The sequence below is a fragment of the Nocardiopsis moroccensis genome (assembly GCF_055763695.1).
Genome location: NZ_CP199747.1, coordinates 1,416,385 through 1,439,076, shown reverse-complemented (window position 1 = coordinate 1,439,076; position 22,692 = coordinate 1,416,385). Strand labels below are relative to the sequence as shown.

Here is a 22,692-nt window from a genome sequence, read left to right as displayed (position 1 = left end):
GGGGCGCAGGGGTGCGAGAAGCTGTCCGGAACGGCTGGCGTTCGGCCACGCGCGGACGGGGTGTGCTGCTGTCGGCGGGGGCGGTGTGCGTGGTCATCTTCCTGGTGGTGGCGATCGTGGTCCTGGTCCTGCCCGGACCGGACGAGGAACCCGGGAGCGAGCTTCCGGCCCTGGCCGAGGCGCACGGGATCGAACTGGGCGTGGCGGTGGCGGTCAACCCGCTCACGCACGACCCCGGCTACCAGGACCTGGTCACCGACCACTACACGTCGGTGACCGCCGAGAACACCATGAAGTGGCAGTACGTCCAACCCGAACGGTACGAGTTCGACTGGAGCGGCCCCGACGCCGTGGTGGACTTCGCCGAGGACCACGGGCTCTCCGTCCACGGGCACACGCTGCTCTGGCACAACCAACAGCCCGACTGGCTGGCCCGGGGGTCCTTCGACTCCGGTGAGCTGCGCACGGTCATGCGCGAGCACACGGAGGCACTGCTGGGCCGCTACGAGGGCCGGGTCGAGTCCTGGGACGTGATCAACGAACCCTTCGAGGACGGCACCCCCGAACTGCGTGAGAACCTGTGGCTGCAGACGCTGGGCGAGGACTACATCGCCGAGGCCCTGTGGATGGCCCACGAGGTGGACCCCGAGGCGAAGCTGTACATCAACGAGTTCGGCGTCGAGGGCGGCGGGGAGAAGGCCGACGCCCTGTACGCACTCGCCTCCGACCTGTTGGAGCAGGGTGCGCCGCTGCACGGCATCGGCTTCCAGGGGCACTTCGTCCACGGTAACGTCCCCCCGGACCTGGTCGAGAACATGCAGCGCTTCGCCGACCTGGGCCTGGACGTGGAGATCAGCGAGCTGGACGTGCGCATCCCCGAACCGGTCGGCGAGGAGCAGCTCGCCGAGCAGGCGGAGGAGTACCGGTACGTCATCGAGTCCTGCCTGGCGGTGTCCCGCTGCGTGGGGGTGTCGGTGTGGGGCGTGGCCGACTCGCACTCCTGGATCCCCGAGTGGTTCCCCGGATACACCGCCGCGCTGCCCTTCGACGAGGACTACGCCCCCAAGCCCGCCCTGGGCGGGATGATCGAGGCGCTCAGCCGCGGCCGCCGGGCCCCGAGCAGGGGAAGGCGACAGGGCCGCCTCCCGTAAGGGCCCCTCCCGTACCGCCTCGCGCCAAGAACGAAGGAGACCAGCAGGTTGACCGGACCCACTCCCCCGCTCCCCGTCCCGCCCGGCCTCGCCGAGAGCGTCACCGGCTTCTTCGGTCCCGCCTGGGCCGAGGCGCTGCCGGGGCTGGCCGCCCGCCAGTGCGACCGGTGGGGCCTGCGGCCGACCGGCTGTCCCATGCACGGCGCCGTGGCCCTGGTCGTCCCGGTGGAACGCGCCGACGGACGCGCGGCCGTGCTCAAGCTCCAGCCGTGGGACGAGGAGACCGGGGGTGAGCCCGCCGCGCTGCGCGCCTGGGACGGCGACGGCGCGGTCCGGCTGCTCGACCACGACCCGCTGACCGGGGCGATGCTGTTGGAAGCGCTGGACCCCGAACAGCGGTTGGATCGGACGGGGATCGACGAGGCGCTGGAGGTGATCGGCGCCCTGCTGGCCCGGCTGGGCGCGCACCGGGGGCCCGAGGGGGTGCGCGAGCTGGGCGGTATCAACCGGCGCCTGGCCGAACGCGCCGCAGGACCGGCCGTCCGGGAGCGGGCCGGGGCCGCCTGCCGTGCCCGCCTGGACCGGTGGGCGGGGCTGGCCCGGGAACTGGCGGCCGAACCGGGCGACCGGTTGCTGCACTGGGACCTGCACTACGGGAACGTGCTGGCGCCGCTTCCCGGATCGGGGCGGGGTCCGTGGCTGGCGATCGACCCCAAACCGCTGGTGGGGGATCCGTGCTTCGAGCTGTTGCCCGCGCTGCGCAACCGGTGGGAGGAGGCCGGGGCCACCGGGGACGCGGTCCGGGAGACGCGGCGGCGGTTCGACCTGTTGACCGAGGCGGCGGGGTTGGACCGGGAGCGGGCGCGCGCGTGGACCCTGGTCCGGGTCCTGCAGGACTCGCTGTGGCGGATGGAGGGCGGGGCCGCCCGGATCCCCCGGGTCCAGGCGGCGGTGGCGCAGGCGTTGGAGGGCTGACGGACCCTGGAAGGCTGACGGGGCGCTGGAGGGAGAGGCGAGCGCTGGAGCATGATGGGAGCGCAACGCCACCCCACCCCCGGAGGCCCCCGTGTCCGTTTCCCCTCAGCCGCGTCCCCCCTTCGACCCCGAACTCGCCGCCGCGCTGGCCGTGCTCGGCGAACAGGTCCCCTCCTCGATCACCCCCGAGATGATCCCGGTCCTGAGAGCGGAGGGCGCCAAGCGGGCACCCGCGCCAGAGGAGGACCTGACCGGCGGGGCGTTCGTCGAGGAGGAGCACACCGCCCGGAGCGCGGACGGTACCGAGGTCCCGTTGCTGGTGTGGCGGCCGAAGCAGGCCACCGGGGCCACCGGGACCCTGTACTGGATCCACGGCGGCGGGATGGTCGCCGGAACCCACCGCGGCCGGGAGATCCCGGGGCTGCTGGAGTACGCCCGCGAACTGGACCTGGTCCTGGTCTCGGTGGACTACCGGCTCGCCCCCGAACACCCCCACCCCGCACCGGTCGAGGACTGCTACACCGGCCTGGTGTGGTGGACCACCAACGCCGCCGAGTTCGGGGCGGACCCGGACCGGCTGGTGGTCGGCGGGAGCAGTGCCGGGGGCGGACTGGCGGCCGCCACCTGCCTGCTCGCCCGGGACCGCGGCGGACCCTCCGCGCTCGGGCAGCTCCTGCTCTGCCCGATGCTGGACGACCGCAACGACTCGGTCTCCGGCCGCCAGATGGCCGGGCTGGGCGTGTGGGACCGGGTCTCCAACACCACCGGCTGGGGCGCCCTGCTGGGCGAGCGCGCAGGGGGCCCGGAGGTGTCCCCCTACGCCGCCCCGGCACGGGCGCGAGACCTGTCCGGGCTGCCTCCGGCGTTCCTGGACGTGGGTTCGGCCGAGACCTTCCGCGACGAGGTCGTGGAGTACGCCTCCCGGATCTGGCGGGCGGGCGGCTGCGCGGAACTGCACGTGTGGCCGGGCGGTTTCCACTCCTTCGACGGCTTCGTGCCGGAGGCGGTGCTCAGCCGGTCCGCACGGGAACAGCGTCTTCCGTGGCTGCGCCGGGTGCTGGCGGGTTGAGCTCGGCCGGGGCCGTCGCGCGCCGGTGTTCGGTGGGTGTGGTGCCGCGCAGGCGCTTGAAGGCGGTGCTGAGCGCGAACGCGTTGGCGTAGCCGACCCGGCGGGCGATGGCCTCGACGGTGGTGTCGGTGTCGCGGAGCAGGTCGGCGGCGAGGCTGACCCGCCACTCGGCCAGGTAGGACATGGGCGGTGTCCCCGCCAGGGCGCGGAAGTCGCGAGCCAGGGTCGCCCGGGAGACCCCGCAGCGCTCGGCCAGGCAGGCCACGGTCCAGGGGTGGGCGGGCTGGTTGTGCAGCAGGCGCAGCGCCTGCCCCACCACCGGGTCGGCCATGGCGGTGTACCAGGCGGGCGGCTGCGTGCCCGGTAGGGAGAACCAGACGCGCAGTTTGGTGATCAGGGCCAGGTCCAGCAGGCGGTCCAGGACCAGTTGCTGGCCGGGGGCCGGGCAGTCGATCTCGGCCTCGATCATCGCCCCCAGCCGGTCGTGGCACTCGTCGGCCGGGACGACCAGGGTCGGGGGCAGCGCGGCGAACAGGCGCCGGCTGAGGTCGCCGGTGACCTCGTAGGAGCCACTCAACAGCAGGTCGGGGGCGTCCGGGGAGTCACCGTAGGTGCGCAGGCCCAGGGTCGCCTCCTCCTCCAGCGGGTCGCCGTCCGGGCCCAGGCACCGGTTCCCGTCCAGGACCGTGCAACTGACGGGGGCCCCGACCGGGTTGGCGACGGTGTGCGGGCCGGGTGCGCGCAGGAGCACCGTGTCCCCTGCGGCCAGGGGCACGGGGGCGCCGTGTTCGGGGAGGAGCCAGGACCTGCCGCGCACCATGGTGACCAGGGTCAGGGGTGAGCCGGGGGCGAAACGCAGCGCCCAGGGCGGGGACATGACGGACCGGCTGAACAGCGCCCCTCGGGCGCGGACCCCGTCCAGGAGGTCGGCGAGTGCGTCCATGTCCGCAAGCGTAGACGATCGGACATCCAGGTGAGCTTCTGGGCCATGGATCGTCTCAGCCGGGGGCGGTTGACTCAGAGCCATGACGGAGAACACGACAGTTCGGCGTCCGGTCCTGGTGACCGGCGCGACGGGAATGACCGGCAGCCGGGTCCTGGCACGGCTGCGCGAGCGAGGGGTACCGGTGCGGGCGGCCTCGCGTTCCTCCGCGTGGAGGTTCGACTGGGCCGAACCGGCCACCTGGGACACGGTGTTGGCGGGCGCCGGTTCGGTGTACCTGGTGCAGGACGACTCCGATCCGCGCGTTCCGGAGTTCGTGGAGCGCGCGGTGGCCCGCGGGGTGGAGCGGGTGGTCCAGCTGTCGGCGCGCGGGGTCGACCAGCCGGACTACTTCGAGGGGGTGGAGGGCGCTCCCTCGCACCTGCGGGCCGAGGAGTCGGTGAGGGCCAGCGGTCTGGAGTGGACGGTGCTGCGCCCCGGCTGGTTCGCGCAGAACTTGAGCGAGGGGTTCCTGACGGACGGGGCGCGCACGGGGGTCATGCGCCTGCCCACCGGTGAGGGCGCGGCCGCCTGGATCGACGTCGACGACATCGCCGCCGTGGCCGCGGCCGCACTGACCGAGCCCGGCCACCACGGGCGCACCTACGAACTGAGCGGACCCCGGGCGCTGACCCTGGCCGAGGCCCTGGCGGAGATCTCCGAGGTCCTGGGCAAACCGATCCGCTACGAGCCGGTGTCGACGGAGGAGTACGTGGCCGGCCTCCTGGCCCAGGGCTGGCCCGAGGAGGGCGCCCGGGAGCTGGTCGCGGCGCTCTCGGCCATCCGCCGCGGTCTGGAGTCGAAGGTCTCCCCCGGTGTTCGTGAGGCCCTGGGCCGCGAGCCGCGTGACTTCTCGGCCTACGCCGCCGAGGTCTTCTCCCACCCGCAGTGGCAGGAGGCCTGAACAACCTCCTGGTCGGGGCGGTGGTGTGCACCTGTGTGTTCGCCCAGGGGCTGGGGGTCGGTGAACCGAAGCCGCACCTTTACGACGTAGATTTTCAATGGCGGCCAGGGGCGCAGGGGTCGCCCCGGCCCGGGGCGACCCCTGCGCCTACTCCGTGACGGTGATGCCCAGGGAGCCCAGGATCATCCCGGCCTGGGCGGGGCTGATGGTGGCCCCGCGCAGGAACCCGGCCTGCTGCAGTTCGAACTCCCCCAGGTCCGCGCCGCGCAGGTCGGCCCCGGCGAACTTCGCGTGCACCAGGTTGGCGCCGCGCAGCCGCGACTCCGCCCACACGGTCTCGCGCAGGTCGGCCGAGGCCAGGTCCGCCTCGTCCATCCGCAACCCCTCCAGGACCTGACCGCGCAGGACCAACCCCTTGCAGCGGGCCAGCATCAGGTTGCACTGGGAGAAGGTGTAACCGATCCCCCGCAGCGAGGTCAGCCCGGCGCCGGTCAGCCGGCACCCGGTGAAGGCGGTGTCGGTCAGCAGGGCGCCCTGCCAGCGGGTGTTGGCCAGGTCCGTGCGCTCGAAACGGGTGTCGGTGCAGTCGGTGTGCGAGAGGTTCGCCCCCGAGGCCCCTCCCCCGGTGAACACCGCGCCCTCCAGGACCGCACGCTCCAGGCGTGCCCCGTCCAGACGGCAGTCGACCAACCGTGCATCCACCAGATGAGCGTCGCGCAGGTCGGACCCGCTCAGGTCGCAGCGGGTCAGGACACGCGGGGCACCCGGGTCCCGGGCCAGCGCCTCACGCAGGTCGAGTTCGGACAGGTCGGCGTCGGTGGTCTCGGCTGCGGCGAGAAGGTCGGTGCTCACGGGCCGGACCCTAACGGCCGACGGTGACAGAACCGGTTCCGTCACCGCTGCGGCACCCGGCCCCCGGTGCTCAGTCGCGCAGTTTCAGGGCCAGGAACAGGTCGACGCGGTGTTCGAGGCTGCTCAGGTCGCGGCCGGTGAGCTCCTCGACGCGGCCGATCCGGTAGCGCAGGGTGTTGACGTGCACGTGCATGGCGGCGGCGCAGCGCTGCCAGGAACCCGAGTAGGACAGGAACTGCTCCAGCGTGTCCACGAGCTCCGAGCGGTGGTCGCGGTCGTAGTCGACCAGGGGACCCAGCAGCCGTTCGCGGTAGGAGGTTTGCACCTCCTCGGGCACCGAGGCCAACAGGAGTTCGTGCGAGTCGATCTCGGCGCCCGCGATCACCCGGGAACGGCCGCCGCGCAGCTCGGCCAGGCGGCGGGCGTGGCGAGCCTCCACCGCGGCACCGCGCAGCTCGGGCACGCCCGTGGCCGCCGAACTCAACCCGACGGCGAGCCGGTAGTCGAGCAGGCCGCCGTCCAGCACCCGGGCGCGTTGGACCAGCTCGGCGCGGATGGTCTCGGCGCGGGCCCGGGCCTGGTGGTCGGGCCCCTCGACCGGGATCACGGCGAGGGTGTCGTTCTCACCGGTGACGAAAGCGCCCGGATGGTCGGCGACGAGTTCGGCGACCATCCGGCGCGCCAGGTCGGGTAGGCGCGGCTCGGGGAGCATCATGGCACTGACCACGACGTGCGCCCGGTCCTCGGGTTCCTCGCCGTGGCCGGTGCCGCGCATGAGGGCGGTGACCTCGTCGAAGCGCTGGGCCGCCAGTAGGCGGGGCAGGCCCTCCAGGTGGCGGGCGGTGGTCAGGGAGCGCTCCTCGTCGCGGCTGCGCGCCAGAACCCCGACGGAGACGAGTTCGGCGACGGACTCGTGCTCCTCCTCGGTCCAGGCGGCGTGGTCACCGGTACAGACCAGCAGCCAACTGGCGAGCGGGTGCGACTCCTTGGTGCTGATCGGCAGGACGGTCAGGGTGCGCCCCTCCCCGCCGGAGGAGACACGGGTGGTGTGTGGAAAAGCCGACCAGGTCAGAGCCTTGGCCGCGATGTTCTCACGGTCCCCGGCGGGCAGCGGGGCGCCGGAGGAGGCCACCTGTCTGCCGCTGGAGGAGATCACCCAGGCGGTGAGCCCGGCCTGCTCGGCGGCGGAGGCGAAGGCCTCGGGGAAGTCCGCCCCGGAGGCGACCTCGGCCATGACCCGGCGGTGCCGGTCCCGGGTCTCGGCGATGGTGGTGAAGCGGCGCTGGGTGAGGGAGCGCAGCACCTCCTCGGTGACCACGCCGAAGGAGGTCTCCGGGGGGATCTCGACGAGGGGGACGTCGTGGGCCTCGCAGGCCGCGACCAGGTCCTGGGGGACCTCGCCCAGGGCGGTTCCGGCCCCCACGGCCAGAGCCCCGGCGCTGACCACCGAGGCCACGAAGGTCTCGGAGTCCTCGGGTCGGGTACGCCACATCATGCCGGTGAGGACGAGCTCTCCGCCGCGCAGGTAGCGGGCGGGTTCCAGCAGGTCAGTGGTGTAGGCCCACCGGATGTCGCGGTGGGCGTGCTCAGCGCCTGCCAGGAACCGCAGGTGCAGTCGCTTGACGGCGAGCAGCTCACTGATCTGCATGGACTTCCCTCTGTAGGTCGGGTGGGCCGAACCCCACCGCTGGTGTCTTCGTATCAGGACAGTGTGCACGGGGACGGGGACGCGCGGCACCAGGTCCGGTGGTCCTCGCTGTCAGCAACGATGACACTTGTAGGAAACGCCCAACGGCAACCGTTCGTTCCATGATCACTTCATGTCATCACTGGCTGGTCGGGCGCGGCCGGCGAGTGCTGTACTTCACATGATCGCCCCGACCAACGAGGGATCACGACACACCCAGGCGACCAGACCGCACTGCGCAGGACGAGGACGAGCATGGAATTCGTGAGGCCATCCACGCTGGTGGAGGCCCTAGAGGCCAGGAGCGCCCACCCCGACGGCGTGCCCATCATGGGCGGTACCGACGTGATGGTGGAAATGAACTTCGACAAGCGCCGCCCCTCGGCGCTGATCGACCTGACACGGGTCCCGGAGCTGACCGAGTGGGGGGTGGACGGCGACCACACCCGTCTGGGCGCCGGGGTCCCCTACACCCGGATCATCGAGCACCTGTCCGGGAGTGCGCCCGCGCTGGCCAAGGCCTCGCGTTCGGTGGCCTCCCCACAGATCCGCAACCGGGGCACGGTCGGCGGCAACCTCGGCGGGGCCTCCCCCGCGGGCGAGGCCCACCCGCCACTGTTGGCCACGGACGCCGTGATCGAACTCGCCTCCGTCCGCGGCACGCGCCGGGTCCGGGCCCGCGACTTCTACCTGTCCTTCCGCACCACCGCGCTGCGTGAGGACGAGCTGATCACCGCGGTGTTGCTGCCCCGGGCCCCGGGCCCGCAGCAGTTCGCCAAGATCGGCACCCGCAACGCGATGGTGATCGCGGTGACCTCCTTCAGCCTGGCGCTGGACACCGAGAGGCGTGCGGTGGGCACCGGGATCGGTTCGGCCGGGCCGACGCCGCTGCGTTCGGAGGCGGCCGAGGAGTTCCTGGAGGCCGAGTTCGACTGGGAGGACGGCCGTCCGCTCGCGGAGCCCGTGGTCCGCCGGTTCGGCGAGCTCGTGGCCGCCGCCGCCCGCCCCATCGACGACCAGCGCGGAACCGCCGAGTACCGCAGGCACGCCCTGTCGGTCATGGCCCGCCGCGCACTGAGCTGGTCCGTCACCGACTACCGGAAGGGAGCCACGCGATGCGCGTGAGTTTCAACGTCAACGGCGAGGACGTCACGGCCGACAACGTGTGGCCGGGCGAGAGCCTGCTGTACGTACTGCGTGAGCGCCTGGGGCTGCCGGGCAGCAAGAACGCCTGCGAGCAGGGCGAGTGCGGTTCGTGCACGGTCTACTTCGACGGTGTGACCGCGTGTTCGTGCATGATCGCCGCCGGGCAGGCCGAGGGGCGCGAGGTGCGCACCGTCGAGAGCCTGGCCGAGGGGGGCGGCAAGGGCGGCGACCGCGCGCTGGGCACCGTCCAGGAGGCGTTCGTCGAGGCGGGCGCCGTGCAGTGCGGGTTCTGCACCCCGGGCCTGCTGGTGCAGACCGACGACCTGCTGGAGCGCACGGTGGGCGCGGGCGGGCAGGCGCCCGGCGACGCCGAGATCAGGGAGGCCCTGGCGGGCAACCTGTGCCGCTGCACCGGGTACGAGAAGATCATCGACGCCGTGCACCTGGCAGCGGCACGGCGCGCCGAGGCCGCCGGGAGCAGCTCATGAGCCGGACCGTGGTCATCGAGGGCGCCCACGTCGTGACCGTGGACGGCCCGGAGTACGCCGACGGCCACGTGGTGGTGCGCGACGGGCGGATCGCCGCGGTGGGCCCCGGCCCCGCCCCGCGGGTCGAGGAGGGGGCCGAACGGGTCGACGGGCGCGGCTGCGTGGCCACGCCTGGCCTGGTCAACACGCACAACCACCTGTACCAGTGGGCCACCCAGGGGCTGTTCGCCGACGGGACCCTCTTCGAGTGGCTGGTGGGCTCCTACGAGATCTGGCACCGCCTCGACGCCGGGGTGGTGTCGGGGACGACCTCGGCGGGCCTGGCCCACCTGGCGCTGTCGGGGTGCACGACCGCCTCCGACCACCACTACATCTTCCCCTCCGGCCGCGGTGACATCGCCGCCGCCGAGGTCGAGGCCGCCCGTGAGGTCGGTATCCGCCTGGACCTGGCCCGCGGGTCGATGGACCGGGGCAAGAGCCAGGGCGGTCTGCCGCCGGACAGCGTGGTCGAGACCCTGGAGGGCGCGCTCGCCGGCACCGCCGCGGCGATCGACGCCCACCACGACGCCTCCTTCGACTCCATGACCCGGGTCGCGGTGGCGCCGTGCTCGCCGTTCTCGGTCTCCCGGGAGCTCATGGTCGAGGGTGCCGCCCTGGCCAGGGAGAAGGGCGTCCGCCTGCACACCCACCTCGCCGAAACCGTCGACGAGGAGGAGCAGTGCCTGGCCGAGTTCGGGTGCACCCCCGTGGAGTACGCCGAGAGGCTCGGCTGGCTCGGCGAGGACGTGTGGTTCGCGCACGCCGTGCACCTGTCGGACGCGGCGATCGGCCGGATCGCGGCGACCGGCACCGGTATCGCCCACTGCCCGACCTCGAACGCCCGTCTGGGCGCGGGGATCTGCCGGGTGACCGAGCTCCTCGAAGCCGGTGCCCGGGTGGGGCTGGGTGTGGACGGCCCGGCCTCCAGCGAGCTGACGCTGATGGCCGGCGAGATGCACCAGGCGCTGATGATGGCGCGGGCCCGCAAGGGGCCGCAGGCGCTGAGCGCACGCCAGTCCCTGGAGTTGGCCACCCTGGGCGGGGCCCGGGTGCTGGGCCGGGACGCGGAGCTGGGTTCGCTGTCGGCGGGCAAGGTCGGCGACGTGGCCCTGTGGCGTGTGGACGGCTTCGGCTACGACGTGATCGCCGACCCGGTGGTGGCGCTGACCTTCGGTCCCGTCCCGCCGCTGGAGCGGCTCCTGGTCGGCGGGAACACCGTCGTCGACCGCGGTGAGCTGCGCACCCTTTCCGCCGAGACCGCTGCCGCCCGGGGCCGTGCGGCGCACCGATCCCTCATCCAGGAGGTGAGTCGCTGATGAAGGCGACGACCCGGACCGTGACCACGGACCTGTCCAGCACCACCAGGGACGGGCTGGGCGCCAGCCCGCGCCGTCCCGACGGAACACTGAAGGTCACCGGCGAGTTCGCCTACTCCTCGGACCTGTGGATGGAGGGCATGCTGTGGGGCGCGACCCTGCGCAGTCCCCATCCGCACGCCAGGATCCTGGGCATCGACATCACCGAGGCCCTGAAGCTGCCCGGTGTGGAGGCGGTGCTCACCCACGAGGACGTGCCCGGCGAGAAGCGCTACGGCCTGGAGTTCCAGGACCAGCCGGTGCTGGCCTTCGACAAGGTGCGGTACAAGGGTGAGGCGGTGGCCGTGGTGGCCGCCGACCACCCCGAGACGGCGCGTCGGGCGATGGAGCGCATCAGGGTCGACTACGAGGTCCTGCCCCCGGTGAGCGACTCGCTGCGGGCCGCCCACGACCCCGAGTACCCGCTGGTCCACGAGGAGGGCACCCTGCCCGTCCACGAGGAGTACCACCAGCGCGGCAACCGGGTGCGCCACCAGCCGATCCGCACCGGCGACTTCGTCGGCGTGGCCGAATCGGACGAGGGCCGGCAGGAGGTGCTGGAGCGCCTGCGCGCCCAGGCCGACGCCGTCGTGGAGACCGAGTACGAGGTCGGCATGCAGGACCAGGCCTTCCTCGGCCCGGAGTCGGGGATGGCCGTGCCCGCCGAGGACGGCGGTGTGGATCTGTACGTGGCCACGCAGTGGCTGCACGTGGACCAGAAGCAGATCGGCCCGGCCCTGGGGCTGCCCCAGGACAAGGTGCGGCTGACCCTGGCCGGGGTGGGTGGCGCCTTCGGCGCCCGCGAGGACCTGTCGATGCAGATCCACGCGTGCATGCTGGCCCTGCGCACCGGCAAGCCGGTGAAGTTCGTGTACAACCGCGAGGAGTCCTTCTACGGCCACGTGCACCGGCACCCGGCCAAGATGCGCTTCGAGCACGGTGCCAGGGCCGACGGGACGCTGCTGTACGCCACCCTGGAGATCGTCGTGGACGGCGGGGCCTACGCCTCGGCGACGCCGGCGGTGGTGGGTGTGGCCTCCTCGCTGGGCATCGGCCCCTACGAGGTCCCGAACGTGCTGGTGGACGCCTACGGCGTGTACACCACCAACCCGCCGTGCGGCGCCATGCGCGGTTTCGGCGCGGTGCAGGCCTGCTTCGGCTACGAGTCCCAGATGGACAAGCTCGCCGAGAAGCTGGGGATGCACCCGGTGGACCTGCGGGTGCGCAACGCCATGTCGCAGGGCTCGCGGATCATCACCGGCCAGGAGATCGACATGCCGCTGCCCATGGCCCAGATGCTGGAGCGGTGCCGTGACCTGCCGATGCCGGTGGAGCGGACCACGTTGGAGGACCCCGCCGACCAGCGCACCCTGCCGGGCGGCGTGGCCGGGACCACCCGCGGCGAGGGCGTGGTGCGCGGCGTGGGTTACGGGGTCGGCCTCAAGAACCTGTGCTTCTCGGAGGGCTTCGACGACTACTCCACCGCCCGGGTCCGGTTGGAGATCGCGGCCGGTGAACCGGTGGTGCTGGTGCACACTGCCGCGGCGGAGGTCGGCCAGGGGCTGGTGACGATCAAGGGCCAGATCGCGCGGACCGAGCTGGGTGTGGAGAAGGTGGCCATCGCCCCCTCCGACACCCAGGTGGGTTCGGCCGGTTCTTCCTCGGCCTCCCGGCAGTCGTACATGACCGGCGGCGCCGTCAAGATGGCCTGTGAGGCGGTACGCGAGTCGGTGTTCGCGCTGGCGCGCGAGCGCGGGATCATCCCGGAGTCGGTTCCTGACGCCGAGCTGTCCCTGACCGGTGGCAAGATCGTGTCCCAAAGCGCCGGGGCGCTGGTGTCCCTGGCTGATCTGCTGGGCGACTCCGCCGGCGGCGGCACCGTCGTCGAGGAGACCCGCGAGCACCACCACCGTCCCACCGAGATGCTCGACCCCACTCTCGGCCAGGGCGCCTCGCACACCCAGTTCGGGATGTGCGTGCACCGCGCCGTGGTGGACGTGGACGTGGATCTGGGCCTGGTGAAGGTGGTGGCCCTGGACGCGGTCCAGGACGTGGGCAAGGTCCTGCACCCGCAGCAGCTGGCCGGGCAGATCCAGGGCGGTTCCGCCCAGGGGCTGGGGCTGGCCCTGATGGAGGAGATCCAGGTCAAGGACAGCGAGATCCGCAACCCGTCCTTCACCGACTACCTGATCCCGACCATCCTGGACATGCCCCCGATGCGCATCGACGTGCTCGAACACCCCGATCCGCACGCCCCGTACGGGCTGCGGGGCGCGGGCGAGCCGCCGACGCTGTCCTCGACCCCGGCGATCGTGGCCGCGGTGCGCGACGCGACCAAGCGTCCGCTGACGCACGCCCCGGTGCGGCCGGAGGACATCGTGGGCATCGACCTGTGAACCCCGGACGCAGCGCCGGCTGACACCCGGACCGGAGGGGCGGCACCAGCGCCCGTCGCCCCTCCCCCGACGTGCTTGCGCGGACACCGCTCGCCGAACGGCGGCGCGTGTGCTCGCCGGACACGCCCGAAGACGCCCGCCCCGGACCCCCGACGCCCTCGGCCCCGGGGCGGGTCGCCAGGACAGTGTCGTCCCGGCGCCAACCAAGTTTGACTACTTTCTGTAGCAAACCCCCCACACACAGCTATTAACGCTGTGCTCATATCCCTCCAGGAGGGGACGTGACCAAACTCAACGACACCGGTTCGCGGCCGCAACCGCGGGCCGGTACGGATCGATCCTGGCTCGACCGCTTCTTCTTCGTCACCGAGCGGGGCTCCACCTTCGGGCAGGAGGTCCGCGGCGGCCTGACCACGTTCATGGCGATGGCCTACATCATCGTCCTGAACCCGATCATCCTCAGCGGCGTGACCGACGTGAACGGTGACCAGCTCTCGGCCGGGCAGCTGACCACCATGACCGCTCTGGCCGCCGGGCTGGTCACCATCATGATGGGCGTGGTCGGCCGGGCGCCGATCGCCTGCGCGGCCGCCCTCGGCGTGATGGCCGTGGTGGCCTATCAGGCGGCGCCGGTGATGGCCTGGCCCGAGGTGATGGGCCTGGTCGTCTGGCAGGGTGTCGCCATCATCCTGATGGTGGTCACCGGGGTGCGCACCGCGGTGATGAACGCGCTCCCGCACAACCTCAAGCTGGCCATCGGGGTCGGTATCGGCCTGTTCGTGTCGCTGATCGGCCTGACCAACGCCGGTTTCGTCAGCGCGGGCGAGGGCGGCAGCCTGCTGCAGCTCGGCTCCGCGGGCGGCGGCGGGCACCTGAACGGCTGGCCGATCCTGGTGTTCGTGTCCGGGCTCGTCCTGGCCAGTGTGCTGCTGGCGCGCAACGTGCCCGGCGCGATCTTCTACGGCATCGTCGGGGCGACCGTGTTCGCGGTGCTCGTGCACTTCGTGATGCGGCTGGACGCCGACGCCTGGGGCGGTGGCGTCCCCGAACTGCCCTCCAGCCCCGTGTCCACACCCGACTTCGGCCTGCTGTTCCAGGTGGACATGTTCGGCGCCTGGACCTCCGCCGGGCCCACCACCGCCGGGGTCATCCTGTTCACCCTGGTGCTGGCCGGGTTCTTCGACGCGCTGGGCACCATCCTGGCGATCGGCACCAAGGCGAACATCGCCGACGCGGACGGGCAGATGCCCCGGGTCAACCAGATCCTGGTCACCGACGGCGCCGGGGCGGTGACCGGCGGCCTGACCAGCTCCTCGGCGACGCTGGTGTTCGTGGAGTCCACCGCGGGGGTGAGCGAGGGCGCGCGGACCGGTCTGGCCAGCGTGGTCACCGGCCTGCTCTTCCTCAGCGCGGTCTTCTTCGCCCCGATCTTCGGCATGGTGCCCGCCGAGGCGGCGTCCGTGGCGATGGTGCTGGTCGGCGCCATGATGATGATGCACGTGGGCCAGATCGCGTGGTCGGACATCTCGGTGTCCATCCCCGCCTTCCTGACCATCGCGATGATGCCGTTCGCCTACGACATCGCCAGCGGCATCGGGATCGGGATCATCTCGCACACCCTGATCAAGTCAGCGCAGGGCAGGTTCCGCGAGGTCGGCTGGCTGATGTGGGTCCTGAGCGCGGTGTTCGCCTTCCACTTCGCGATGCACGCGCTCGGTCTTTAGCCGCAACCGCGGCCGGGGAGTCCGGACCACCGGAGAACGTGGTCCGGGCTCCCCGTGTGTCCGGGAGCGAGGGTAAGCACACTGTGGCCCGCCGGCGAGGCCTGCGGACGGTCTCCCGACCGTCCCAGTCAGCACAGGAGGACGCGACCGGCGGCTTCCCCTCTGACAGGACGTACACATGCCTGCTCCGTTACTGCCTTCGGATCCCTCACACATCGGCCCCTACACCGTGCGGGCCCGCATCGACAGCGGCGGCCAGGGCACGGTCTACCTCGCACACGCGGCGGACGGTTCCCCCGTCGCCGTCAAGGTACCGAGCGGGACCTGGCCGGGTGAGGGCCGGCAAAGGGAGCGTTTCGCCAAGGAGTTGGCGGCGGCGCGCAGAGTCGCCCCGTTCTGCACCGCGGCGGTCGTGCACGCGGACATGGACGGCGAGACGCCCTTCATCGCCAGTGAGTACGTGCCGGGCCCCACCCTGGGCTCCGCGGTGCGCGGTGAGGGCCCTCGCACCGGCTCAGCGCTGGACCGCCTGGCCATCGCCACGGCCACGGCGCTCAGCGCGGTGCACGAGGCCGGTGTGGTGCACCGGGACCTCAAACCGGGCAACGTCATCCTGGGCCCGGACGGCCCCCGGGTGATCGACTTCGGTATAGCGCGTCTGGTCGACGCCACCCGGCAGACCACTGCGGTGACCGGGACCCCGGCCTACATGTCGCCGGAGCAGATCCGGGGCGCTCCGGCGGGCCCGGCGGGCGACGTGTTCTCGTGGGCCGCGGTGATGGCCTACGCCGCCACGGGACGCCAGGCCTTCCCCGGGCAGGACACGATGGCGGTGATCGACCGCGTGCTGAGGTGCGGACCGGAGCTGGAGGGTGTGCCCGAGCGGCTGCTTCCGGTGCTGCGGGCGTGTCTGGCCAAGGATCCGACGGCCCGCCCCACCGCGTTGGAGGTCCTGGTCATGCTGATCGGGCGGGGTGAGGAGCAGACGGCTCCGCCGGAAGCCACCCTGCTGCTGACCCGGGTGAGCACGGCGGTGGACGAGGGCAGGGCGCGTATCGGCCGGGCCGCCGCGGAGAACGACGGGCGGCGGCCGGGCGCGCAGGTGCGGGGCCCGAAGAACGACAGGGCCGGTGAGGCGGAGAGGGCAGGTGAGGCCGGTGGCGGCGTCACCGAAACCCGGGGCGCTCACGTGCGGGGCGCCGTGAAGGCGGACCCCCGGCGACGGGGCCCGGCCGGGTGGATCACCGCGGGCGCCCTGGTGACGCTGACCGTACTCGGCGGGCTGCTGCTGTGGACCTTCCGCGGCCCCCTTGACGAGGTGGCGCCCACCGGATCGACCCCACCGGTCCGGACGCTCCAGGACAGCCCGAACGGAGAACCGGAACCGGTCACCGGGGAGGCCACGGCCGACACCGGCGAAGGCACGGATGAGAGCACGAGTGAGAGCACGGGCACCGGCGGGGGCGTCCCGGCCTCCTCGCCCGAGGAGGCCGGGACGCCGGACTGCCAGGCCGATTTGCACGCCTGGGGCTGCCCTTCAGCGGAGCCCGCCACCTGCGAGTACGAACCCTGCGATGGTCCCACCGAGGGTGGCGACGACGGCGTCGGCACCGAACACGGCGGCACGGACGGCGGCGACGGGGGTAATGCGGACACCGGAGAGGACCACGGCGCAGAGACCGACGGGCCTCCCGCTCCCCGCGCTCACGAGAGCAGCGCGGAGGAGGCGTGAGCGAGCGGTGGAGCAGCCCTGCGTCGGCCCCTCGTGAAAACCTTTGACAGCGGGCTTTCCCAGCCTCTAAGTTGACACTGACAACTTAACTCTCCGTCAAGGGAAGCCGCCCATGGGCATCCGCGTCAACGGCGCACCCTCATCCGCACCCGACGACCCCGGCCCCAGCGCCGCCGAACACCTCCGCGACCGGCTCGGCCTGACCGGCACCAAGATCGCCTGCGGCTCCGGCGTGTGCGGGGCCTGCACCATCCTGGTGGACGGCACACCCGCCGCCTCCTGCCTGTTGCCCGCCGACCACCTGGCGGGGCGCGACGTCACCACGGTGGAGGGGCTGGACGGCCGCCACCCCGTCCAGCGCGCCTTCGCTGCCCACGACGGCCTCCAGTGCGGCTACTGCACCCCGGGCTTCGTCCTGGAGGCCTCCGTGTTCGTGGACGCCTGGCGCGCCGAACACGGCGACACCCGCCCCGACCGCGCAGCCGTCGCCGACGCCCTGGCCGGGCACCTGTGCCGCTGCGGCGCCTACGAGGGTATCTTCGCGGCCGTGGCCGCCGCCTGCGCCGGCGAGTTCGACACCGAACCCGACCAGGCCCCGCCGCGCGCCGACGCCCCGGCCAAGGTGACCGGACGCGCCCGGTTCACCGCCGACCTCACCCCACCCGGAACCTGGGAGGGGGTGATCGTGCGCTCCACCGTCCCGCACGCCCGCGTACTGAAGGTGAGCGCCGACCACGGGCCCGACGGCACCCCGCCGCCCCTGGCCGACCTGCTCGGCGAGGACCGCATCGTGCGCTACGTCGGCCAGCCGATCGCGGCGGTGGCCGCGCCCACCCGGGCGGCCGCGAAGGCACTCGCGAAGGCGGTGCGGGTGGACCACGAACCCCTGCCCGCCGTGACCGACCCCGAGGCCGCACGGGACCCGGACGCGCCCGTGCTCTACCGCACGAAGCAGGAGCGCGCCGCAGCGCCCACCTACGGCGAGGCACCCACCCCCTCGGCCCCCTGGAACGGCAACGTGCGCGGACCCGGCGTCCTGAGCTGGCGCGGACCCACCGCCGTGGCCCGGCTGCGCGACGCCTCCCGCCGGGGGGACCCGCTCCTGGTCGCCGAGGAGTACACCACCGCAACCCAGGTGCACAGCCCGTTGGAGCCGCACGTGAGTGTGGCCTCCTGGGCCGACGGCGACCTGTACCTGCACGTGTCCACCCAGTCGGTCAGCAAGATCGCGGACAGGGCCGCCAAGCGCTGGAACCTGCCCCGGGAGCGGGTGCACCTGGTGACCGAGTACGTCGGCGGCGGGTTCGGGGCCAAGAACTCGCTGTCACCGGACGTGGTGGCCGCCGTGGAACTGTCCAGGCTGAACGGTGTCCCGGTACGGGTGTCCCTGAGCCGCTCCGAGGAACTGACCGACGCCGGCCACCGGCCCGGGACCCGCACCCGGGTGGCGCTGCTGGCCGGAGAGGACGGCTCCCTCCGTGCCATGAGCGTGGACTCCTACGGCGACGGCGGGGTGTCGGTGGGCTCCAACGCCGCTGTCCTGGCCGCGCTTATGTACGGCCGCTCGCCCCGACGGGTGCGTGACTTCGACGTGGTGACCAACCGGCCGCCGGGCGAACCCATGCGCGGCCCCGGCGGGCCGCCGATGGCCTGGGCGCTGGAGCAGGCCGTGGACACCATGGCGCGGCGGCTGGGCGAGGACCCTTTGGCACTGCGCCGCCGCTGGGACGGCAACCCCAAACGGCGGGCCCTGTACGACCGGGTCGCCGAACTGCCGCTGTGGCGGGACCGCCCGCTCGGGAAGCGCACCGGCAGGTTCCGGCGCGGGGTGGGACTGGCGGCCGCGGGCTGGCCGTACCTGCTGGCGCCCCGGGCCAGGGTGGAACTGGTGGTGGAGGGCGACACCCTTGTGGTGCGCTCGGCCACCCAGGACATCGGCACCGGTATCCGGAGCGTGCTCGGCGACGTGGTCGCCGACCGACTCGGGACGGACGCGGCGAACCTGCGGGTGGAGATCGGGCGGAGCTCCTCGGTGCACGGCACCGGCTCCTTCGGCAGCCGCACCACCACTTCCATGGGACCGGCCGCCGCCGACGCCGCCGACCGGCTGCGCGAGGCCCTGCGCGAACTCTCCCCCGACGTGCCCGCGAGCGGGCCCGTCCCCGAACACGCCCTCAAGGAGGCGCTCGCCGCCGCCGAAGGGGTGAGCGTGGTCGGTGAACGCGGCCTGGACCGCTGGGGACAGCTCACCCCGGACATGGAGGACCTGGCCGTGGGGCGCGGTATGAGCGGCGCCGTACACGTGATGGAGGTGGAGGTGGACACCCTGCTCGGGCGGGTACGGCCCACCCGCTGCTGGGCGGGGATCGCCGCCGGGCGCATCTACTCCGAGCGGCTGGCCCGCAACCAGTGCGAGGGCGCGGTGGTCCAGGGCGTGGGGTACGCGCTCTTCGAGGAGCGGCGCGACGACCCCGCCTCGGGCGTGGTGCTCTCCGACAACCTGGAGGACTACCGCATCCCGGGGATGGGCGACGTGCCCGAGACCGAGGTGTACTTCCACCAGGAGGGGTTCGAGCACGTGGTCGGCGGCGGGATCGGCCTGGGCGAGGTCTCGGTGGTGGGTGTGGCGGCGGCCATCGGCAACGCCGTGTACGACGCCACCGGGCACCGGCAACACGACCTTCCCCTGCGTCCGGACCGACTGATCGGAGACCAGCGTTGACCACCGTACGACAGCCCGAGTCGACCACCAGCCGCCCCACGAGCGTGGCCGAGGCCTCCCGGGAACTGGCCGGGGGCGGTGCGCGCCCGCGTGCCGGGGGCACCGACCTGGCCGCCTGCCTGGAGGTCGGCGCCATCGCTCCCGGTCCCCTGGTGGACCTGTTGGACGTGCCCGGTCTGCGCGGCTGCCACTGGGCCGGGGACGGAGCGGTACGGATCGGCGCGATGACCACCGTCGCCGAGCTGGGCACCGACCCCCGCCTGGCCGGGCTCCACCCGGGGCCGGCCGCCGCGGCCCGGGCCCTGGCCACCCCGCAGATCCGGGGAACGGCCACCGTGGGCGGCAACCTGCTCCAGCGCAACCGCTGTTCCTACCTGCGCAACCCGGCCTTCGACTGCTTCCAGACCGGGGGCGAGACGTGCCCGGCGCGTTCGGGCGACCACCTGCGCGGTGTGGTGGTGGACCAGGGGCCGTGCGTGGCCCCGCACCCCTCGTCGCTGGCGGTGGCGCTGCTGGCCTACGACGCGACCGTGCACGTGGCACGGGGGCGCGGGTCCGGCGCGGACGCGGACGCCCGGGCCCCGGAAACAGCGGAACTGGGTGTGGCGGAACTGTACGACGGCACCGACCCCACCGGTGACCACGTCCTGGCCCCCGGCGACCTGCTGACCGCGGTGGCGCTGCCGGCCCCGGTACCGGGTGAGCGCGCCGCCCACCTGCGGGCCGCGGGGCGGTCCCGGTCCGAATGGCCTCTGGTGGAGGCGGTGGTCCGGTTGGAGTGCGCCGACGGCGGCACCGGTCCGGTGGTCCGCGCGGCGGTGGCGGTGGGCGGGGTGGCCCGTACCCCGCTGCGCCTTCCCGGGGTGGAGGCGGCACTGGTCGGCGCGGTCCCGGGCGAGGAGGCCGGTGCGGCGGTCGTCGGGGCCCTGGAGGGGCTCGCCGAACTCTGTTCCCCGCTGCCCGCCACCGGGTACAAGGTCCCCTTGCTCCAGTCGACCGTCCGGGGTGTAATCGAACAGGCCCTGGCGGCTCCGAACCGGTGACACGGGCTCGGAGCGCGGTCCCGGGGCCCCGGGCCGGGGTGGGCCGCCGTGGCGTGGCGGCCCGCCCGGCACGTGTCCGGCCCCGGGGCCGACCGGGTCACTCGTGCGCGAGCACCGAGACGGGGATGCCGTTCAGGACGGCGTTGCCGGAGAGCGGGTCCACCACCGAGGGGTCGGTCACGGCATTGACGTTCACGCCCGGGTTCTGCGCGGCGACCGATAGCCGGGTGCCCCGTACGCCGTGCCCCCAACCGTGCGGCAGGCTCACCACCCCCGGAGCGACGGTGTCGGTGCACTCCACCGGGGCCTGCACCGCGCCCGCGCCGCTGCGTACCGTGGCCGTTCCACCGTCCGACAGGCCCAGGCGGGCGGCATCCTCGGGGTGCACGTGCAGGGTGCAGGTGTTGCTGCCGCCGTTCAACCGGGGCACGTTGTGTCCCCAGCTGTTGTTGGAGCGCAGGTGCCGTCGGCCCACCAGCACCAGGGACTCGCGGCGCTCGGCCAGGCCGTCCCGCAACCGGGCGACGTCCTCGGCGATCGGCGGCGGGCAGGCCTCGATGCGGCCGGAGGCGGTGGCCAGGATCCCGGGCACCCGGGGGCGCAGCGCCCCGAGGTCGATGCCGTGCGGCGCGTCCAGCACCGAACGCAGGGTGAGTCCCTCGGGACGGGCGCCGAAGGCCTCGCCGTAGGCGCCCAGGCGCAGGAACAGGTCGACGCGGCGCTCGGCCCAGCTCCCCCGGGGCAGGCGGGCGGCCAGTTCGGCCGGGTCGTGTCCGTGCACGGGGGACTCCGGGTCGGCCACGGCCCGGGCCAGCAGCCGCGTGATCTCGGCCTCGTCCACGGCGTCGGGGTCGGCGTCGGGGCCCTGACCAGCGGCGATCTGAATGAGCCTGCGCAGGATCTCGCCCTCGTCGGCCTCTCCTTCGCCCAGAGGCAGGGCCGGGGGCGAGTAGCGGACGTTGTTGCGCACCGAGAGTTCGTTGAAGGCGAGGTCGAAGTGGCTGGAACGGCTGGGCGGGGCGGGCGGGAGGATGACGTGCGCGTGCCGGGTGGTCTCGTTGAGGTAGGGGTCCACACTCACCATGAACTCCAGGTCCGGCAGCGCGGTGTCGAGGCGCTCCCCGCCCGGGGTGGACAGCACCGGGTTCCCGGCGACGGTGACCAGGGCCCGGACCTGTCCGGGGCCGGGGGTGGCGATCTCGTCCACCAGGGTCACGGCGGGGAACTCGCCCTTGGCCTCGGGCAGGCCCCGGACGCGGCTGTGCCAGCGTCCGACCCGGAAGGGCCGGGTGCGGCCGGAAACGGGGCCGCGTTGCGCCGGCTGGGGGAACATCGCACCGCCGGGCCGGTCCAGGTTCCCGGTGAGCAGGTTGAGCACGTCCACCAGCCAACTGGTCAGCGTGCCGTACTGGGCGGCGGTCGTACCCAGGCGCCCGTAGACCGCGGCGCTCGGCGCGGCCGCCAGGTCGCGTGCCAGGCCGCGGATCTGCTCGGCTCCGATCCCGCACACCGGGGCGACCGCCTCGGGGGTGAACGCCTCGGCCAGGGCGCGGAGCTCGTCCAGGCCGTCGGTGTGTTCGGCGAGGCCGGCGGGATCGGCGAGGTTCTCGGCCACCAGGGTGTGCACCATGGCGAAGAGCAGGTAGGCGTCGCTGCCCGGGCGGACGGGAACGTGCTCGTCGGCGAGGTCGGCGGTGCGGGTGCGGCGGGGGTCGACCACGACCAGGCGGCCTCCCCTGGCGCGCAGCGCCTTGAGCCTGCCGGGGAAGTCGGGGGCGGTGCACAGGCTGCCGTTGGACTCCAGCGGGTTGGCGCCGAGCATCAGCAGGTGGTCGGTGCGGTCCAGGTCGGGGACGGGGATGGCGTACGGGTCGCCGAACATCAACCCGCAGGAGACGTGCTTGGGCATCTGGTCGACCGTGCTGGCGCTGTAGACGTTGGTGCTGGCGATGGTGCGCGCGAGCAGGCTCGAGTAGAGCTGTCCGGCCAGGGTGTGCACGTTCGGGTTGCCCAGGTAGCTGGCCACGGCCTGGCGGCCGTGCCGTTCGATCACGCCGGTGAGTCCGGCGTCGACGGCGGCGAAGGCCTCGGGCCAGTCGACCTCGCGCCAGTGCTCCCCGTCGCGGATCATGGGCCGCCGCAGCCGGTCGGGGTCGTTGTCCAGGGCGGGGAGGGTGGCGCCCTTGGGACAGACGAACCCGGCGCTGAACACGTCCTGGCGGTCGCCGCGTGCGCCGGTGAGCCGCCCCGCGTCGATGGTCAGGGTCAGGCCGCAGGTGGCCTCGCACAGCGGGCAGATCCGCAGGGCCGTTTCCATGGGGGACTCCCTTTCACATACCGAACAGTCGGTTTGTAGGGGACCCTACCGCTGGGCAGCGTGTCCGTCGATGCCTCCCCTGCGACTCGAACGTATCGTGAACGTGCTGT

16 protein-coding genes are annotated in these 22,692 nt (G+C 73.1%); 12 read left to right on the top strand and 4 right to left on the bottom strand.

What is annotated here, in order from left to right; genetic code table 11:
* Positions 1 to 11 precede the first annotated feature (11 nt).
* From ACUKCB_RS05990 to ACUKCB_RS05980, 3 genes are all read left to right on the top strand, one after another.
* A complete protein-coding gene (locus ACUKCB_RS05990; RefSeq protein ID WP_473039471.1) occupies positions 12 to 1,151 on the top strand; it encodes an endo-1,4-beta-xylanase in 1,140 nt (379 codons plus the stop codon).
* 48 nt (positions 1,152 to 1,199) lie between these two features.
* Complete coding sequence (locus tag ACUKCB_RS05985; protein WP_473039470.1) at positions 1,200 to 2,126, top strand: aminoglycoside phosphotransferase family protein; 927 nt, start codon at positions 1,200 to 1,202, stop codon at positions 2,124 to 2,126.
* Positions 2,127 to 2,217: 91 nt separating this feature from the next.
* Positions 2,218 to 3,195, top strand: coding sequence for an alpha/beta hydrolase (locus tag ACUKCB_RS05980; protein ID WP_473039469.1), 978 nt, complete (start codon positions 2,218 to 2,220; stop codon positions 3,193 to 3,195).
* On the opposite strand, the gene ACUKCB_RS05975 is transcribed toward ACUKCB_RS05980, so the two are convergent.
* On the bottom strand, positions 3,137 to 4,138 hold the full coding sequence (locus ACUKCB_RS05975; RefSeq protein ID WP_473039468.1) for an AraC family transcriptional regulator: 1,002 nt from the start codon (positions 4,136 to 4,138) through the stop codon (positions 3,137 to 3,139). The genes ACUKCB_RS05980 and ACUKCB_RS05975 overlap by 59 nt on opposite strands.
* 82 nt (positions 4,139 to 4,220) lie before the next feature.
* Between ACUKCB_RS05975 and ACUKCB_RS05970 the strand changes: the two genes are divergently transcribed.
* The gene (locus ACUKCB_RS05970) at positions 4,221 to 5,081 is read left to right on the top strand and encodes an NAD(P)H-binding protein (protein WP_473039467.1); all 861 of its coding nucleotides are present in this window, start codon (positions 4,221 to 4,223) and stop codon (positions 5,079 to 5,081) included.
* 147 nt (positions 5,082 to 5,228) lie between these two features.
* On the opposite strand, the gene ACUKCB_RS05965 is transcribed toward ACUKCB_RS05970, so the two are convergent.
* Together ACUKCB_RS05965 and ACUKCB_RS05960 are read right to left on the bottom strand one after the other, a co-directional pair.
* Complete coding sequence (locus tag ACUKCB_RS05965) at positions 5,229 to 5,933, bottom strand: pentapeptide repeat-containing protein (RefSeq protein WP_473039466.1); 705 nt, start codon at positions 5,931 to 5,933, stop codon at positions 5,229 to 5,231.
* Positions 5,934 to 6,003: 70 nt separating this feature from the next.
* Positions 6,004 to 7,581 carry a PucR family transcriptional regulator gene (locus ACUKCB_RS05960; protein ID WP_473039465.1) on the bottom strand — a complete coding sequence of 526 codons (1,578 nt, stop codon included), beginning with the start codon at positions 7,579 to 7,581 and terminating at the stop codon, positions 6,004 to 6,006.
* Between the two features lie 294 nt (positions 7,582 to 7,875).
* On the opposite strand from ACUKCB_RS05960, the gene ACUKCB_RS05955 reads away from it, so the two are divergent.
* The 8 genes from ACUKCB_RS05955 to ACUKCB_RS05920 all read left to right on the top strand — a co-directional run bounded on the left by ACUKCB_RS05955 (position 7,876) and on the right by ACUKCB_RS05920 (position 20,265).
* Positions 7,876 to 8,745: an FAD binding domain-containing protein gene (locus ACUKCB_RS05955; protein ID WP_473039464.1), complete on the top strand. Its 870-nt coding sequence runs from the start codon at positions 7,876 to 7,878 to the stop codon at positions 8,743 to 8,745.
* A complete protein-coding gene (locus ACUKCB_RS05950) occupies positions 8,736 to 9,254 on the top strand; it encodes a (2Fe-2S)-binding protein (RefSeq protein ID WP_473039463.1) in 519 nt (172 codons plus the stop codon). The genes ACUKCB_RS05955 and ACUKCB_RS05950 overlap by 10 nt, the downstream gene beginning before the upstream one ends.
* Complete coding sequence (locus tag ACUKCB_RS05945) at positions 9,251 to 10,609, top strand: 8-oxoguanine deaminase (RefSeq protein WP_473039462.1); 1,359 nt, start codon at positions 9,251 to 9,253, stop codon at positions 10,607 to 10,609. The genes ACUKCB_RS05950 and ACUKCB_RS05945 overlap by 4 nt, the downstream gene beginning before the upstream one ends.
* Complete coding sequence (gene pucD / locus ACUKCB_RS05940; RefSeq protein ID WP_473039461.1) at positions 10,609 to 13,044, top strand: xanthine dehydrogenase subunit D; 2,436 nt, start codon at positions 10,609 to 10,611, stop codon at positions 13,042 to 13,044. Before ACUKCB_RS05945 ends, pucD begins: the two co-directional genes overlap by 1 nt.
* 281 nt (positions 13,045 to 13,325) lie before the next feature.
* Entirely contained in the window at positions 13,326 to 14,768 is a 1,443-nt protein-coding gene (locus ACUKCB_RS05935; protein WP_473039460.1) for an NCS2 family permease, read from the top strand.
* A gap of 178 nt (positions 14,769 to 14,946) precedes the next feature.
* On the top strand, positions 14,947 to 16,500 hold the full coding sequence (locus tag ACUKCB_RS05930; RefSeq protein WP_473039459.1) for a protein kinase domain-containing protein: 1,554 nt from the start codon (positions 14,947 to 14,949) through the stop codon (positions 16,498 to 16,500).
* Between the two features lie 112 nt (positions 16,501 to 16,612).
* Positions 16,613 to 19,222, top strand: a complete 2,610-nt coding sequence (locus ACUKCB_RS05925) for a molybdopterin-dependent oxidoreductase (RefSeq protein WP_473039458.1) — start codon at positions 16,613 to 16,615, stop codon at positions 19,220 to 19,222.
* On the top strand, positions 19,219 to 20,265 hold the full coding sequence (locus ACUKCB_RS05920; RefSeq protein WP_473039457.1) for an FAD binding domain-containing protein: 1,047 nt from the start codon (positions 19,219 to 19,221) through the stop codon (positions 20,263 to 20,265). Before ACUKCB_RS05925 ends, ACUKCB_RS05920 begins: the two co-directional genes overlap by 4 nt.
* 97 nt (positions 20,266 to 20,362) lie before the next feature.
* Here ACUKCB_RS05920 and ACUKCB_RS05915 read toward each other — a convergent pair whose 3' ends face one another.
* Positions 20,363 to 22,582: a molybdopterin-dependent oxidoreductase gene (locus ACUKCB_RS05915; protein WP_473039455.1), complete on the bottom strand. Its 2,220-nt coding sequence runs from the start codon at positions 22,580 to 22,582 to the stop codon at positions 20,363 to 20,365.
* Positions 22,583 to 22,692 lie beyond the last annotated feature (110 nt).